At 64.5% G+C, this 17,489-nt stretch carries 10 protein-coding genes; all 10 read right to left on the bottom strand.

Features of this window, described 5'->3' with window-relative positions:
- Window positions 1-59: 59 nt before the first annotated feature.
- Window positions 60-2,315: a TonB-dependent receptor gene (locus AC3EC3_RS12475; protein ID WP_488489942.1), complete on the bottom strand. Its 2,256-nt coding sequence runs from the start codon at window positions 2,313-2,315 to the stop codon at window positions 60-62.
- Between the two features lie 228 nt (window positions 2,316-2,543).
- Window positions 2,544-4,427: a hypothetical protein gene (locus AC3EC3_RS12470; protein WP_488489941.1), complete on the bottom strand. Its 1,884-nt coding sequence runs from the start codon at window positions 4,425-4,427 to the stop codon at window positions 2,544-2,546.
- 70 nt (window positions 4,428-4,497) lie between these two features.
- Window positions 4,498-5,568, bottom strand: coding sequence for a lactonase family protein (locus AC3EC3_RS12465; RefSeq protein WP_488489940.1), 1,071 nt, complete (start codon window positions 5,566-5,568; stop codon window positions 4,498-4,500).
- Complete coding sequence (locus AC3EC3_RS12460) at window positions 5,565-6,566, bottom strand: MBL fold metallo-hydrolase (protein WP_488489939.1); 1,002 nt, start codon at window positions 6,564-6,566, stop codon at window positions 5,565-5,567. Before AC3EC3_RS12460 ends, AC3EC3_RS12465 begins: the two co-directional genes overlap by 4 nt.
- Window positions 6,556-8,676 carry a TonB-dependent receptor gene (locus tag AC3EC3_RS12455; protein WP_488489938.1) on the bottom strand — a complete coding sequence of 707 codons (2,121 nt, stop codon included), beginning with the start codon at window positions 8,674-8,676 and terminating at the stop codon, window positions 6,556-6,558. Before AC3EC3_RS12455 ends, AC3EC3_RS12460 begins: the two co-directional genes overlap by 11 nt.
- A 386-nt stretch (window positions 8,677-9,062) precedes the next feature.
- Entirely contained in the window at window positions 9,063-10,127 is a 1,065-nt protein-coding gene (locus AC3EC3_RS12450; protein WP_488489937.1) for an aromatic ring-hydroxylating dioxygenase subunit alpha, read from the bottom strand.
- A gap of 29 nt (window positions 10,128-10,156) precedes the next feature.
- Window positions 10,157-11,359, bottom strand: coding sequence for an MFS transporter (locus AC3EC3_RS12445; RefSeq protein WP_488489936.1), 1,203 nt, complete (start codon window positions 11,357-11,359; stop codon window positions 10,157-10,159).
- A gap of 291 nt (window positions 11,360-11,650) precedes the next feature.
- Entirely contained in the window at window positions 11,651-12,298 is a 648-nt protein-coding gene (locus AC3EC3_RS12440) for a CHAP domain-containing protein (protein WP_488489935.1), read from the bottom strand.
- Window positions 12,299-12,471: 173 nt separating this feature from the next.
- Window positions 12,472-15,201, bottom strand: a complete 2,730-nt coding sequence (locus AC3EC3_RS12435) for a M16 family metallopeptidase (RefSeq protein ID WP_488489934.1) — start codon at window positions 15,199-15,201, stop codon at window positions 12,472-12,474.
- Between the two features lie 147 nt (window positions 15,202-15,348).
- On the bottom strand, window positions 15,349-17,418 hold the full coding sequence (locus AC3EC3_RS12430; protein ID WP_488489933.1) for an AsmA family protein: 2,070 nt from the start codon (window positions 17,416-17,418) through the stop codon (window positions 15,349-15,351).
- Window positions 17,419-17,489 lie beyond the last annotated feature (71 nt).

Raw genomic sequence — 17,489 nt, 5'->3', positions numbered from 1 at the left:
CCCGTGTGGCGCTTGAACATTTCCAAGGCGTGATGCGTCAGCATCTTAGCGCCTTGGTATTAGAAGTCGTAGCCCAGCGTCACGCCGTACGTGCGCGGGTTGGCCTGAACGCCGTTGTCGGCAAAGTTGCTGGCACCCAGCTGCTGGAAATAGAACTGGTTCGTCAGGTTCTTGCCCCAGACGGCAAGGCTGAGGCCCTTGTCTGATTTCCAGGTGATCGAGGCATCGACCAGATCGTAAGACGGCTGCCACACGCGGTTGTCGGGGTCCGCCGCCCAGCCATCGTTGTGGTAGTAGTTACCCGCGATCGTGATCTTTCCGATCTGGTAGCTGGCGCCCACCGAAAGCGTCCAGTCGGGCACGTTCTGCAGGCGGTTGCCGCTCGCATCACCACTCATCAGAGTATTGCCGCCGGTCGCGTTGGGAACGGTGATCTGTGCGTTGGTGAACCGGGTATAGCGTGCATGTGTCCAGTTGAAGCCACCGGTGAACAGCAGATGGTCGACAGGCTCGAACTGGAAATCTGCGTCGAGGCCATAGATATGTGCGCCATCGGCGTTGTAGATCGTCTGGATGCCGTTCTGGATCTGCATCACCTGCACGTTGGTCTGATCGTAGTAGTATGCGGCCAGATTGAAGCGCAGGCGCCGGTCGAAGAGGTCGGTCTTGAGGCCGACTTCGTAGGCGTCGATCACTTCGGGCTTGAGCACCTTGTTCGCCTCGCTGGTCGCCAGACCGAAGTTCGCGACGACATAGGCGGCGCTCCGGAAACCGCGGTTGTAGCTGGCATAGGCCATGACATTGGGCGAGAAGCGGTGGTCGAGTGACAGGCGCCATGTCACCTTGGGGAAGGTGTCCTTGTAGCTTTCGACAACGCCCTGGGGTGCGACCTGCGTGGTGAGCGGCTGGCCATCGGGGCCATACGTCAGGCGGATACCCTCGGCCTCGCGCCGGTCATGCGTGTAGCGGACACCGGCGGTGAAATTGGTGTCTTCGCCCAGTCGATAGGTGCCTTGTGCAAAGCCGGCCAGCGAGTTCAGTTTCTGCTGCGCATCGACATCGGTGTAGCGCCCCAGCGAGGTCAGGAAGGCGTTGGTGCTGCGGCCGGGCTGATAGAGGCCCTGGCTCCACATGTAGAAACCGCCAAGCACCCAGCTGAACGGGCCGCTGCCGTTGGAAAGCAGCTGGACTTCCTGGGTGAAGGACTTGTCGATCTGGGTGTTCTCGATCAGGTAGCCGTGCGCGAAGCCGAGGGCAGGGCCGTTGGCGCCCGGAATGAAGGACCATTCGTCCTCGGTGGTGCCGTCGGGATCGAAGGCGACGTAGAGGCGCATGTTGCGGTAGGCACTGATGCTCTTGATCGAGGCGCCCCCGAAGTCATGATCGATCGTCAGGCTGGCGCCGTACTGGCGCGACCGCATGACCGGATCGATGTCGGAATCGATGTCGCGTTTGCCGCCTCCGGCGTAGGCGCCCAGCACGTTCAGGCTGACGGGCCGGAAGGCGGGGTTGACGCCGCTGACCTTGGCATAGTCCGCCGAGATTTCCGCCGAAGTGTCGCCATCGTCGGAGTCCCAGCGCAGCTTGCCGCGGGTGGTGAAACTGCGCTGCGTCATGATCGGGTTGCCGGTGTGGACGTTCACCCCGAAGCCGTCGCCCCGGTTCTCGTACTGCGCGGCCAGACTGGCGGCGAGGCCATGGGCGATGCCTGAACTGATGTAGGTGGATGCAGTGACGGTATCGTAGTTGCCGTAGCCGACGCGGAAGCTCATCGTTGGCGTATCGGAAGGCTTGCGGGTGGTGATCTGGATCAGGCCGCCGGTGGCGTTGCGTCCGAACAGGGTGCCTTGCGGCCCCTTGAGCACGGCAACCTGCGCAATGTCGTTGAGGCCGGTGATCGCGCCGATGGGTGAACTGATATAGACCCCGTCGATATAGGTCGCGACCGGGTTCTCGATGCCGGGGCCGACACCGGTCGAACCGACGCCGCGGATGCGCGGCAGGCCGAACCCGCCGACCGCCGTGCTGAAGTTCAGGCTGGGCGCCACTGCCTTGAGGTCCGAAGTGTCGGTGATATGCGCGTTCTCCAGCGTGGCGGCGGAGACCGCCGTCACCGCGATGGGCACGTCCTGCTGGTTTTCGGCACGCTTCTGCGCGGTGACGATGATTTCCTGAAGGCCGCGTTCGGACGTGCCCGCCGTGTCCTGCGCCATGGCAGGAGCCGCCAGAGCGCCCGCGGCGAGGCAACTTGTCGTCAGGATGGCAGTGTGGATGCGGCGCAGGCGTGCGGACGCAGACGGTGAACTCGGTCCCATCGGTACTCTCCCCATTTTTCCGGCCTTTGTGGCCGGTTGTCTTGTGGAGCGATGGTAAATCGCAAGTGTTTCGCCTGGCTAGAGCGCGTTTGGGACAGGTGAATGTACAAAATGCGCAACAATGGCGGAATAAAGTGAAATATGATGCCGTCGATCATTGCTGACGCAACTGCGCACACGACGGCCGGTGCCATCGTGCGTGCATGTTTATTGCGATATTATTGAGGTTTAGAGGAACTCTGCCGGGATATAGCAGGGCATGGAATCCTCCCACAGGCTGTCCGTGACGAGCCGCTTGTTCGATCCGTCCGCGTCCATGATCATGATCTGGCCGTAAGGCTGGAACGTGAAGTCGTAGGAGGCTGCCTCGTCGCGGAAGCCGTACATGCCGGTGGAATAGGCGATCCGTCCATCCCAGGTGTAGACGGCGTGCCCGTCGTTGGCGCCGGTCTCGGTCAGGCACTGGAAGTCGCTGCCATCGGGGCGGATGGTGCAGACGTGATAGTTCGCCTTACCGTATTCGCGGGTGAAGACGATCTTCTCGCCATCGGGCGACCAGAACGGCAGGTTGTCCATCGCTGTGGTGAGCACGCGGACTTCCTTGGTCTCCACATCGACGATGCGCAGGCCCCAGTTGTCCATCTCCCACGCGCGGTAAACCACGAAGCGGCCATCGGCGGAGTAGCTGGGGAAGCCGACCTGCTCGGTGCCGTCGGTCAGGGGTTCATGGTACGAGCCGTCCGCGCGGGCGCGCAGGATCCGCGACTTGCCTTTGGAACGGGCATCGAACCACGCGCCGACGCCGAAGCAGATCCACTCGCCATCGGGCGACCAGCCCGGCTGGAAGGCACCGGCCAGCCCCTTCTTGTTCTGTACCGGATCAAGCCCGGCTTTCGAGGCGTCGAACACTGTGAACTTGTCGGTGCCATTGGTCTTGCAGGTGACGATCGAGGAGCAGCCCTGCTGCTTTTCGGTAATGCACACGCGGCCCTGTCGCGACAGCACGGGGAACACGTCGGTATGGCGATAGTCCCAGTCCGCATCCCACGAATAGAGTTCGTCACCCTGACCGCGAAACGCGAATCCGACCTTCTCGTAGATCACCTGCGTGCCGTCCGGCGACCAGCAGGGTGAGCGCATCTGGCGCAGCACCGGCGGGCGACCGTCGGTGTAGTAGAGACCGGTGGGAACGTCGGCCTGCACCCAGGCGGCATCGGTCGCGCGCATGTTCGGGCCGCCGCCGCCCGCCTTGATGTAGTAGGCGACGTTCACGCTGTCGGGCATGTACTGCGGCGCCAGCTTCAGGTGCGGACCGCTGGTGTGGTCGATGCGGTCCTGCCCGGTCGCGACATCCACCGAGACGATCTGCGAATGCACGCGTCCGATCCATTCCGGGCGACGCGCGCCCCAGGTCGCTTCGCGCTCCATTTCGTAGAACACCAGACGCGCACCGTCGGGCGACCACTTGGGCGCGCCATAGCACATGTCCTTGGCGCCGATGATCTTGCGCACCTCCGATCCGTCCTTGCGCATGACGTAGATCGAAAGTTCCTGCGTGTGCTCCCAGCCGTGCCCGTCGCCATGGCCGTACCATTCGGTGTCGCGGTCGGACGAGAAGGCGATCCATTCGCCATCGGGAGACCATGCCGGACGGAAGCTGCCTTCGGGGCTGTCTTTCGGATCGTCCTTCGTCTTCACCCGCCCGTGGGTGATGCGCGTGCGTTTGCCGCTGGCCAGATCGATGGTCCAGATATTGGCGGTGTAGCCATCCTCGGTCGAGACATAGGCGCCGGTTTTCCCGTCGGGCGAGAGTACCAGCACATCCTCGACATGGCTGGTCTCGACCACGCCGCGCACGTCGCTGCCATCGACATTGCACACGAAGACGTCGGCCTGCCCGTCGCCGTTGCGCTCGGAAGTGAACGTGATCGATCGGCCATCCGGCGAGAAGCTGGCGTGGAAGTCGAACGTGCCTTCGGGCAGCAGCGCGCGCTCGTCGCTGCCATCGGCCGAGGCGATATAGAGCGCGGACTTCGACGGGCCGATGCGGTTCATCAGCATCACGCCCTTCTTGCCTGTCGGCGCGCCGGTGGAGAGGATTTGCGTGGTCACGGTAGTCTCCCAAGACTCGATATAAGATATAACTTAGATATATCGTAAATGAAGAAGGTCAACAAGCCCACTAGGGCATGAAGAAGGCAAGCCCGGTGGGCGAAGGCACGGTCATGTCGCTGCACAGCGAGCCCAGTCGCCCCGATCCGGGATCGCGGCGAAACAGGGCGATGCGATCCGAGGCCTGATTGGCGGCGAGCAGCCACCCTCCGCACGGCGTGATCTCGATCGCCCAGGGCTTCTCACCGCCCGAAGGGACGGTTTGCAGGGGCTTGAGGCGTCCCGTTTCGCTGTCGATGGCAAAGGCATGGATCGCGTGGGTGCGGCGGTTGCTGGCGTAGAGGAACGCGCCATCGCCGGAGATGGCAAAGCCCGCCGCACTGGTGCCCTCTGTCACGTCCGCCGGATCGAGCGCGATGTCGTCGAGGGGGGACAGTGCGCCGGTTTCTGCGTGCCATGCGCAGGTGACGATATGGGCGGAAAGCTCGGTCAGCAGATAGGCGAACCGGCCATCCGCGCCGAACAGGATCAGGCGCGGTCCGGCACCGGGCGGAACCAGCGCGTCGGTCGGCAGCGCCGGTGCCAGCGTGAGGCCATCCGCTTCCACCGGATAGACGAACACCCTGTCGGCGCCCATGTCCGGCGCGAGAAGATGGCGCCCGTCTGGCGAGAGGGTGACGCCGTGGGCATGCGGGCCCTGCTGGCGCCGGTGCGGGCCGTTGCCGTGATTGATCCGCAGCGATGCGACCGGGCTCGGCGTTCCGGTGTCGTCCAGCGGCAGCGAAGCTACCTCGCCGCCGCCGAAGTTGGCGATGAACAACGCACGGCCATCGGCGCGCGCGCACAGGTGGGTGGGGCCGCCACCGCCGGAGGGCGTGTAGCCCAGCGGCGAGAGTCCACCGGTCGAACGATCCACGGCAAAGCTGTGCACAGATCCGATGCAGTCGCCGCGATTGCCCATCTCGCTCACGCAGTGGAGGACCGATCGCACCGGATCGGCAAGGGCGAAGGTCGGACGTTCGACGTCGGCCACCGGACCCAGTGGTTCCAGCACGCCGCTGCGGCGCGAGAGCAGGGCGGCGTGAAGGGCCTTGTCCTGCGTGCCGATGAAGACGAGCACCGGGCGATCCTGTTCGGTCATTTCGTCACCGTGATCTTTTGAAGGTCTTTACCCAGCACGATCCTGCCGACCGGATAGGCCTGCCGGATTTCCGCGATCATCCGCGTGGCATCGAAGCTCTTGCCGATCACGAAATGCGTCAGCACCACTTCGCGCACGCCTGCGGCCTGCGCCAGCTTGCCGACTTCGGTTGGCGTCAGGTGCTCGTGCTCCATGTGCTCCATGAGCGGGCCGATCTTGTCGGCGGGCATGGTTTCGAGCAGCGCGGCGCGGATACCGTCGACATCGCAGACCTCGCTGACGAGCACGTCGCTGCCTTTCGCAAGGTTCGCGACGGCGGGCGAGGGGCCGGTGTCGCCGGTGAACGTGACCGACCCTTTCGCGGTGTCGAAGCGGTAGGCATAGGACTTTTGCAGGCCGTAATCGCGCGTCGCGGTCTTGAGCGTACCATAGTGGGTGTTCGCCACTGCACTGACCGTGACATGCGCATCGCGGTAGATTTCGCGTGGGGCATCCACATCTACGTCATGCGCCGGGTAAAGCGAGGCCAGCGTCGGGCGGTTCGGCGTCTGGTCGCGGAAGATGTCCTCGCCGATCTTCAGGGCTGCCGTCTCGCGAGCGACATATGCGCTGGTGCCGGGCGGCCCCCAGATGGCCATCGGCGCATTGCGTCCCATCATCCAGCCGGTGGCCATCAGGTAGCCGAGGCCCAGCGTATGGTCCCAGTGCAGGTGGGTGATGAATGTCGTCGTCACGGCTTGCGGCGCCGATCCGGTGCGCTTGAGCTGCTGGCTGACGTTCTCGCCGGCATCGATCAGGTAGCTCACCCCGTCGATCTGCAACAATGTGGCAGGCTGCGAGCGATCGGCATGCGGGGGCGGACCTCCGGCCGTGCCGAGCAGGGTTATGGTCAATCCCGAGGACGGGGCTTGAGTGGCGGGCGCTTGTGCCTGTGATGGTGCGGCCAGAACGGTCGCGCTGATCAGCGCGAGCCCGAGGGATAGCCTGTTAACGGGCATTGTCGGTTCCTCCGAAATGATAGCCGATGGTCAGTCCGAACGTCCGCGGCGGCGCCGCGACCTGGTTGTCGCCCACGGGCAGCGCGGTGAGTTCGGCGACGTAGAACGTGTTGGTGATGTTGTTGGCCCACAACTGGGCGGAAAGCCGGTGGTCTTTCGAGGTCCACGTCAGCGAGGTGTCGAGTACATCGTAGCGCGGCTGACGCAGGCGGTTGTCCGGCTCGCTGGCATAGCCGCTGTTGTAGTAATTGGTCGCCCCCAGCGAGAATGTGCCCCAGCGTGTGGGCAGATCGTAGCGGGCGCCAAAGGTCATGGTGAAAGCAGGCACGTCCTGAATGTCGTTGCCGCTGGCATCGCCCGTCACCACGCTGTTGCCGCCGGCGGCCAGCGGGGTGGAGATCAGCGCTTCGGGAAAACGGGTGTAGCGCGCATGGGTCCATGTCAGGCCGCCGTTGACCGTCAGGCGGGGGGAGACCTTGGCGAACAGCGTGCCCTCAAGGCCATAGCTGCGCGCCTTGGGAGCGCTGAGGATATAGGTCAGCCCCTCGACACGCTGCATGGCCTGCATGTTGGTGTAGTCGTTGAGGAAGGCGGACAGGTTGGCGACGAAGGCCCCGCGTCCGGCGACGGCCTTCAACCCTGCGCGGAAGGCGTCGAGTGTTTCGGGCTTGATGGTCAGCGCGGGGAAAGTGTTGGGCAACAGCGTGCCGCTCTGCTGCGCGTGATCGTAAGTGGCATAGCCGCTAAGCACGGACGAGAGGCGCTGCTCCACGCCGATGTCTCCGGTCAGTCCATGAAACGTATGCGCTTCGGACTGCGGCGCATCGACGTAGCTGACCACATCGCCCACCGTCTCGGTCTGGCTCTGGGAAATGGCGCGACTGTCGATGGTATAGCGCAGGCCGGCGCGCGCCGTGGTGGTGGGCGACAGCGGGGCAGAGACGTGCCCATAGGCGGCGTAACTGTCCAGCTTGCTGGTCGCATAGAGCGTGTTCGGCCCGGCGAAGAAGGCGCCGCTGGCAATCACTGGATCGTAGCCGCTGGTGGAATGCAGGTAGGACAGGCCCAGCGCCCAGGAAACCGGCGCGCCTGCCTGAGAGGAGAGCTTCAGATCCTGCGATGCCTGCCGCAGCATCTGGTGCTGCTCGATGCTGAGAATGTCCTGCTCGGTCGTGTCGGCATCGATGGCGACGGCGAGGCGACCTTCGCGATAGGCGCTGGTGCTGGTCAGGTCCATGCTGCCCAGCGCCTGTTTGATGACAAGGCTGGCGCCGCCGTAGCGGCTCTGGATATCGGGCTGGATTTCGCTGTCGACATCGTAGGCACCGCCCGGCGCGGTCGTGCCCAGCAGCGACAGGCCGGTGTTGCGGATGGCTGGGTTGCCCGCCCGGAAGCGATAGTAGTCCGCTTCCAGATCGACCGTGGTGTCCGGCCCCGGCGTCCAGTGCAGTTTGCCGCGTGTCGCCACGTTCCAGCCGTCCTGCACGTCCTTGCCGTTGTAGAGGTTGGTGCCGAAGCCGTCGAACTGCTGGTGATACTGCCCGGCAAGGCTGGCTGTGAGGTTCGATGTCAGCGCGCCTGCGACATAGCCGGATGTCCCGACCGTTCCATAATTCCCATAGGTCGCAGAGACATCCGCCGTGAACGCACGCGGGGGCGTGCGCGTGACTACCTGAAGGGTGCCATCCGGGGCGCCGCGCATGTAATCGCTGCCCCCGGCCGCTTGCGTCATCGACACTTGCGCCACGTCAGGCAGGCTGAACAGCGGGCCGGGCGTCCACAGGTAGGGAACCGCGTCTACATAGTTCTGCACGGGCGGCTCGATCGAGGGCGAGACGTTGTTGGGCTGCGGGCCGTGGCTGGCCGGTTCGGCCAGCCCGCCGATGGGCGAGGGAATGACGACGATGGGCGAAGGGCGCTCATCCTGCGTCTGATGATGCTCAGCCTTCGAGCCTGCGGGACGACGATCACCCTTGCAGGATGCCGGGGGCGATGCCGGGGATGGGGCCGGGGATGGGGCCGCAGATGTGGTCGAGGATGTGGTGGAAGGTACATCGGCGCCGCACTGGACGACGGGCGCTTGGCTGATCTGCGCGGCGGGCACCATCATGCGATGTCTCCGCGAAGGGCGGAATGAAAAGCGGTCATGGGGGGCAACCTCTCGATTATGTATTCTTATGTCTTTCCGCCGCCCGTATCCTGCACCGATCTGGTCGGCGCAAAGAACGGTCGGCATCTTGACTCTTATGGTATTACAGCAGGATGGATATTGATCTGCGTGACCGGCAGTCTCAAAATCCATTCCAGACTGTTGCAGTTCGTGCCCCAAATGACTTCCTTGATTATGTGCTATTGCCGATAACTAATTGCCCTGTCCTGTCGCAGGCGCGTTTCATGCCCAGGCGCTGAGATGCTGACGCATCACGCCTTGGAAATGCTCGAACGCCACACGGGCTTGACCAAAACCCGATGAGCCACGCTCATCGATCTTTGGTTTCAGGCGGCTTCCTCCACGGTGTTTTCCGCCGCGATCAGGCGGTCGATCATGCGCAGCGCCATGATCGGCGCGCGGTCGATGGCAAGTGCGGTGCGCTGGCGCAGCCCGGTGGTCTCCTGTTCCTTCTGGATCGCCGCGACCATTTCGTTGTCTTCGGTGAAGGTCTTTTCCAGACTGGCGCGCAGCACGGCTTCGAAATCGCTGTCGCCCTGGCGGAAGCTGCGCAGATGCAGCCAGAAGAAGTGGGTTGAGCCTGCGGTTTCGGGCGTGAGGAACTTGTAGCTGAACGTCCTGAGGCCGCCGTGCATCAGGTTTTCCTCGCTGCGCTCCATGCCGCTCGGGATCACCGCGATGTCGACGAAGGAGGTCGCGGGCAGCTCGAAATTGAACGCGATGCGGCGATCGACCCTGGTGTCCCCGAAATCGCGACTCTTCTGGTCCAGCGGCGAGGGCGGCACATTCTCGATCCAGCGAAAGGCGGACAGGCCCTTGTCGTCCTGCGTGGTCTTGACCGGCACATCCTTGGCGGCGCGGTTGCCGATCGTTTCCTTGTGCAGGAACGTGGTGTGCGCCGGGTCCATCAGGTTTTCGATCTCGATGCGGTAGTTCCCGGCGTGGTGCTGGTATCCGCCATCGAGGATCGACCATCCCGCCTCGCCATAGCCGGGCACCTGGGGCAACTTGCCGTGGTCGGGGGCGCCAAGACCCGTCCAGACCCACGCGAGGCCGTACTTTTCCACGACCGGATAAGCGCGGACCTTGGCCGTTGGCGGGATGATGTCCTGCCCCGGAATGCCGATGCACTTGCCCGTCGCGTCGAACACCATGCCGTGATAGCCGCAGCGCAGGCCGCCGTCGGCGCATTCGCCCATCGACAGCGGCGCAAGGCGATGCGGGCAGCGATCTTCGAGCGCGCCGAGCGTGCCGTCCGGCTGGCGAAACAGGACGATGCGCTCTTCCAGAATGGTGCGCGGGAAAGGGTGCTGGCCAAGTTCTGCAACCCAGGCAGCGGCGTACCAGTGGTTGCGGACAAACCCTTGCGTGAAGTCGGCTTCGATGGACATGGGGCAGGTTCCTTCAGGAAGGCAGATGCTCAGTGCGCGACAAGCGGCGCAGACCGGGCAACGGGATGGGCGGAGCGCTGCCAGACCGGCAGGGCGATGAGGCTGATGACGACGCCGATCAGCAGATAGATCAGGGTGCCGTGCGCACCGAAGCTGCCTGCGGCGAAGGCGATAGGCGGTCCGAACAGCACGCCGAGGAGGGTGATCTGGGTAATGAGGCCGCTCGTCGCACCGATGCAGGCGGGCGAGGGCGCCACTTGCGGCATCAGCGCCCACATCCCCACCAGCAGGCCAAGTCCCGCCATCATCAGGCAATTGAGCAGCATCGCCAGCGCAGGCGTTCCCGGCGCGATCACCAGCAGCGCGCCGGGAAGGGCGCACAAGGCGACCGCCACAAAGCCCAGCGCCCTTGCGCTGATCCCGCGATTATAAAGCAGTCCGAACGAGAACGCGCCGATCACGTTGCACAGCATCGCGGCGGCGTTGAAGCTGTAGGCCAGATTCTTGCCCAGCCCGATGCTGGCGCCCAGCATGTGCGGCAGCGTGGCGACGAACCCGGTCTGCAGGAAAGCGGCAGCGGCGAACGAGATGCCCAGCAGATAGGGGAACGGCGTGCGTAATACGGCGCCCAGCCCCTTCAGGCGCGAGGGGCCCGCGACCTGCATTTCGCGGCTGGGCAGCAGGGTCAGCGCCAGCACGGCCAGGATCGCCACAAAGGCGGCATGCGCGCCGAAGATCCAGCGCCAGCCAAGCGTCTGTCCCGCTACGGCGCCGTAAATAGAGGCGACGATGAAGCTTGCCGGGATCACGGTGGACCACAGGCCCAGCGCGGCGGTACGCGTCCGACCGAAGGTCAGCCGGGTAATCATCGTGACGGCGGCGACGACCATGCAGACATAGCCGAGCCCCGCCAGCACGCGGCAGGCCAGCAGCAGTTCGATCGAGGGCGAGGCGATCACGCCGATGTCTCCGGCGAGTACCAGCAGGCACCCCAGCACCAGCACGGTGCGATCGCCGATCCGGTCCACCAGAGCGCCGATCAGCAGCGAGCAGGTCGCCGCCGCCAGTGCGGGCATCGACATGACGAGGCCGATCAGGGCCGGCGATTGCGGGTGAAATTCTGCCCCGATGCCGGGCAGCGCAGGCAGGGCCGCGCTGACGACCAGCATTCCGGCCAGACCGTTGATGTAAATCAGTACGATGAGGAACCACGACAGGTTCTTCTCGGCCACGCTTGTCAAAACTGCTCTCCCAGGCCTTTGTTCTTGAAAGGAACCTGCGGCGGGGAGGAGGGGAGAGCAAGATGGCCGGGTCGGACAACATTGGTGCGGTTACGGCACCAATCTGTGGGAACCGGCATAATGGCGAACGATATCAGGCCACCTGCCGCGTCGACAGGCAGGCGTGGAAAGCATTGTGCAAGAGCGTGGAATAGTCGACCGCACCTGCCGTCTTTCGAGGCCTGCGGTCAGGTGACGTGGATCAGTCTGTCGGGCAGCAGCGCTGGCGCTGCCGGATGTGCGTCACAGGTTGCGGTCGGTTGCCTGCATGAAGGCGTGGAGGGCATCTGTGCCCGGCGTGGCAGCCGCAATCTGGGTGGTGGGCGTGGTCAGCGTCGAGGATGGGTCTGCATCGGGCGTGCTGCCGTCTGCAGGTGCATAGATAAAGCCCGACACCGGGTTGAGGCGGGTGCCCATGGCGTTGGCAGGCGCATACCACACGCGCACTTCGCTCCAGTCGCCATCGGTGGAGGCATCTTCCACCAGCACGTCGTGCTCGATCACGCCGGGGCCGGCCCAGTTCGCCTGATCGATCAGGATGTGGCGCGCATCGACGATCTTGCTGACGACCGCGACATGGCCCAGCGGCATCGCGCTGGAAGCGGCCATCGCCATGACGGCGCCGACCTTTGGCGCCGCGCCGCGTGCGTAGCTGCCGTTGGCCTGATGCCACCAGGTACGTGCATCGCCGTGGATGTCGATACCCGAAGCGTCGCGAGCGTAGGGAACGCACTGCAGATGGGCCTGCGCGGGCTGGGCGGTCAGAATGCCCGCTACCGCCAACGACAGGACAAGGGCCTGACTGCGCCCGAACTTTCCGGCGGCGAACTTGCTGCAGGCGGCTTTTGCGCGCGCAGCGAAGGCGCTGGACAGGTTGTTTCGGGCGGTCATGAAAAATTCCCCACGTGCGATCCCTGGGGAATTGATATGAAATATCGTTCATCATGGGGAGCCCCGCGTTCCCCCGCCCGCCGCGTTGGCCGAACGGTTCGTCGCGGAGATTCCCTTAATGCTGTTAATGCTGTCGAGTCAGCATGCCGAGACCCGGACGTATCCTCGTGGTATCACTTCGGGGCCGGTCCCTTGATCGCGGTGACGAATCCATCGGGCTTGAGGTAGGTCGCGAAGGCGTTCTGGATCTGCTGCGGGGTCAGGGCCAGATACTGGCGGGCGGCGACGAGATCGGCATCAAGCGGTTTGTCCTCCAGCGAATAAGTCAGCAGTTGCGAGGCGATGCCGGAAAAGCTTGCTTGAGAAAGCGGCATCTGACGTACCAGCATGCCCTTGACCTGATGCAGTTCGGCGTCCGAAATCGGTGCCTGCTGCATCTGGCGGATGTCGCGCACGATCAGGTCGCGCGCCTTGTCTACGTTCTGCGGATCGCTGCCGAACTGGACGAGGAAGCGCCCGCGGTCGCGATCCAGATCGAGGCCGCTCTGCACGGTGTAGACAAGGCCGTTCTTCTCGCGCAGGTCGCGGGTCAGCCGGGCGGCGTAGAAGCCGCCGCTCAGCACGAAATTGCCGGCGTTGAGGGCAAAGCGATCGGCGCTGTCGCGGGTAAGGCCGACCTGCTGCGCCATCGTCACATCGTCCTGCACGGCGGTGGGCGTCGGCGTATTCACCGTGACCGAAGGCGCGCCGAGTGGAACGGCCGGGTAGTCGGTCTGCGGTTTCGCGCCGCTTGCCTGCCATCCGCCGAAAGTCTTTTCGACCACCGCGCGCGCAGCATCGGGGGTGACGTCGCCGATGACGACGATCGTGGTCATGTCGGGACGGAACGTGGCCTTGTAATAGGCCTGCACGTCCGCAGGTGTCAGGCTGCCGAGCGTTTCGGGGGTAGGGTGCCGCAGCGAGAGATCGCCATCGGGCAGCAGCGCCCGGTTAAGTGCCATGCTGTTGAGGAAGTCGGGGGATTGCAGCACCCCGGAAATGCCCTGCGCTTCGTTGTTGCGGGCAATGGTGAAGGGTTGCGAGGCGAAAGTCGGGTTCAACTCGTTCTGCGCGAGCAGTTCCATGCCGCGCTCGAAATGCTGCGAGGGCACCGCCAGAGAGAAGGATTCGCCCGCATCCTCGTGCGCACTGATGGCATCGAGCTGCGTCTGGAACGCGGTGCGGTCCATCCCGGCGGGGCCATAGTCGAACAGGTCGCCCAGCACGCTGTCGACGCCTTCCTTGCCGGCCGGGGCCTGAAGATCGGAATTGGTCTTTATCCGTCCGTAGACTTCGACCGTATGGCTGACGGTTTCGGGCTGCACGATCACGCGCAGGCCATTGGCAAGCGTGAACGACGTCGGCTTCATCGCGGTGCTGGGCGCAGGCAAGCGGGCGAAGGCATCCTTGGCCCAGTCGGGCAGTTCGACGGCATGATCGGGCGTGCCGCCGAAGCTCTCGGCGCCGCCGAAGCCTTTGCCGCTGACCGGCTTGCCGGAATCCGCCGGGGTCAGGATCGCGGTGATTGCCTGATCGGACGCGAAGACGCGGCGAGCCAGCGCATCGACGTCTGCGGGTGTGACCCGCGCAATGGCGGCCCTGATCTCGTCGGGTGACGTCGCTCCGGCGATGGCCAGCGCTTCGGACCAGGCATTGGCAAGGCCGGAGACCGAGTTCCTGCCATAGTCGAGATCGGCGATGGCACGATCCTTGGCCGCTGTCACCAGATCGGCGGGGATGCCCTTCGATCCGGCATCGGCCAGGATCTGGCGCATCGTTGCCAGCATATCGTCGGGCTTGGCGCCGCGCGGAAAGACGCCCTGCGCATAGGCGAGGCCGCCTTGCGGCAGGAACGTACCGGCAAATCCTCCGTAGAGCGCCTTGCCGTTCAGCCCCATTTCGAACAGCGGCGCACGCTTGGAGCCCATCGCCTGCGAGAGCACCAGCGCCGTCGCGTAGTCCTTCGAGCGATAGCCGGGCATCCGGTAGGAGATCAGCGCCACGCCATAGGGCAGGTCCGAGGGCAGATCGACGGTATGGGCGGCAACGGGCTGAAGTGAGAATGCCGGGCGAGCGGGCAGGGCCTTGCGCGGAATGTCGGAGAACAGTGAGCGCACCCTGGCCATCGTCGCCTCGGGATCGACATCGCCTGCGATCACCAGGATCGCGTTATTGGGCGCGTACCAGGTGCGATAGAATTTCGCGAGGTCTGCCCCGGTGGTCTTGTCGAACGAGGGCCGGGTGCCAAGCGGGGTATGGGCATAAGGCGTGTCTGCGAAGAGCCGCTCGCGAAGGTCGGTATAGAATTTGAAGGTGGGCGAGGAGAGATCGCGCGAGACTTCCTGCTCGATGGCGCCGCGTTCCTTGAGCCACTCGGCATCGCTCATGTCCGCGCCCTTCATCCGGATCGCATGGATATGCAGCGCGACGTCGAGATCCTGCTTGGGCACGGTGAAGAAGTAGTTGGTGACGCTTTCGGTCGTCGCCGCATTGAACGCGCCGCCCATGTTGGCGGCCAGTGCGGCGATCTGGTCTTTGTCCAGCCCCGGACTGCCCCGGAACATCATGTGCTCCACTGCATGCGCGGTGCCGGGGAAGCCTTCGGGCGCTTCGTCCGAGCCGACAAGGTAGTTCATCTGCGTCGTTACCACCGGCGCCAATGGGTTGCGCACGATCACCACGCGAAGACCGTTGGCGAGCGTGGCACGCAGCACGTCGCCTTGCGAAGCCTTTGCGTGCAGGGCATCGGCGCTGCCGGCACCCTGACCGGTCGGCGCTGCCAATGCGGGCATGCCCGTCCATGCAGCACCCATTCCAGCAGCCAGAGCGAGAACGGAAAGGTTGCGGCGGAGTGCGCGGCGCATCGGGTCATCCTTGTGCTTGAAGGGGCTGCAGGAGTGCGGCAGGTCGCAGGTGGTCGGTCGCACCTTAACCCGCGATGATCCTTGCACAAACGGAATTGCGCAAGCGCATCTGCGGGGGGATGGTCAGGATGGAGCGGCGCTGGCGCGTCAGGAAATCTTCTTCGTATGGCCGTTGCCGACATCGCTGCGGGGCTTGCCCTTGCTGGTTCGCTGGGCGGTGGCACGCGCTCCTGCAAGGACCGGGCCGCAGGCCGCCGATTTCGCATCGCCCACATCGACGAAAGCCAGCAGACCGGCCACCGGCGTCGCTGCCACCGCAAGACCAAGGCCCACACCCGCGCGGGTCAGCAATTGCGGACTGATGACCTGCAGTTTCGGGGACGCAAAGTGCCCCCCGATGCCGACCGGGGACTGGCCGGAAAAGAGGCTGAACTTCTTGCCGTCGGCCCGGAATGCCAGATCGACCGCTTCGCTGTCGAAGCTGAAGCCGCCGCGGCCCGTCACCACGTTCTTGCTGGTATCGATAAGGATCGGGTCGGCGGTGGCGGTTCCGCCGCGCACGGTGAAGGCCAGCAGCCCGCAGTTGACCTCGATCGGTTTCTTGAGCTTGCCCTGAAACATCTTGGAGACGAACGTGCCCAGATCCAGCTCGGCCAGCTGCGCGTTCTGCGTCCACAAGGTGCCGTGCGGCATGATGAAGGCGATACGGCCCGAGGCAGAAGCCAGCGAGTCATGGATGGTATCGCCGCGTCCGTCCAGCTGGATGCGCCCGTGGATCGTGCCGGTCGTCCCGGAATCGGCCACGCCATACCCGGCGAGCAGGCGGCCGAGCGGCGTCGTTTTGAGGCGTATGTCGTAGCCGATCGCCGAGGGGCGCTTGCGCGTGTCGAAGATGAGATCTGCGGCAACGTCGCCGCGCGCCATCGTGAAGGTCAGGGGCGAGAGCGCGAGCCGTCCCCGTTCCAGCGAAAGCGCCAGCGCGATGTTGGAAACCGGCACGTTCTTCGATTCCACCACGCCCACTTTCCAGTCGAGCGTGGCATCGAAGCGCTGCATCATCGCGACCGGCAGGCTGGCATCGGGCAGAACCCGGCTCGCGCCTGCGCCGGTCGCTGCGGCAGCGGCCACCGCGCCTTTGGTCGCCACTACGTCGGGATTGTAGCCGATGAACGGTGCTGCATCGACGATGTCGAGCCGCCGGGTGACGAGTGCGGCGTCGAGTTGTAGGCGCTTTCCGTTGGTCACGGTGAAACGACCAGAGAGGTCGGACTGGCCGAACGTGCCGGTCATGTCGGTGAAGCGATAGCTGTCGGTATGTTTTACCAGTGTGGCCTTCAGGGCGAAGCGGCGTGTCTGCGGGATCGCGACGTCGATGACCGCCAGCAGTTGCGACAGGTTGCGCCCGGTGGCGGCGACTTTAAGCGGCACATCCTCGACATCGGTCAGGCCGGGCAGCGTGCCGGATACGTCGATCACGCTTCCCGCCGCCCAGGCGCGTGCCTCCAGCCGGTTCTTCGTCCCGGCAATGGTGGCGTCGGGCGAAAGCAGCCGTGCGGACAGCTTGAATGGTGTGGTATGGAACGTTCCGGTGCCGGTTATGCCCACTGCCTTGCCGATGTGCGTATCCTTCGCAAGGATCGGCGCGATCGTCAGGTCGGCCAGCAGCGGCATTGCGGGATCGCTGTAGCGAAGATGCGTGTCGGTGACGCTCGCCGTATCGATCAGCGGCACCTCGAAGGGCTTGCCCTTGCTGTCGCCGCCGAAAGTCCAGGTGTTGCGTAAGTGCCGTGCGTCCCATTCGAGATCGCCGCGCCCACCGTCGAGCGCCAGCGAATAGACATGGCGTCGTCCGAATATCAGGGAGAGCGGGGCGATCTGCGCATCGATATGGCGGGCGGCGAAAAGCGTGTTGCTTTTCGCCCAGTCGGGATTGGATACCGAAAGACCGTCTGCCACGAACGTCAGCCTGAACGGCGCGAAATAGAGCTGAAAGTCGCCCTGAACCTGCACTTTGCGTGTCGTGAGCGAGCTGGTGATGCGCTCGAAGGGGTGCTTCAGGAAACGCCCTTTGGTGATGAACAGCACCAGCCAGACGGTGAAGAGAACAACGATCAGCGCCAGCGCGATATTGCGCGCGATACGCCACCACCTTGCCCGCTTATCGCGAAGCGATCCGGGCGCAGGAGGTTCGGGTTCGGTCGCGTCGAGCGTGTCCATGATGGTCAAATCGCCCGAACCGGGCATTTGGTTTCACGACCGGGTATCGGGTGGGGCGTCCCTGCCGCCTC

Source organism: Novosphingobium sp. BAM6, from assembly GCF_057784955.1.
This window is presented reverse-complemented; position numbering and strand designations above follow the sequence as displayed.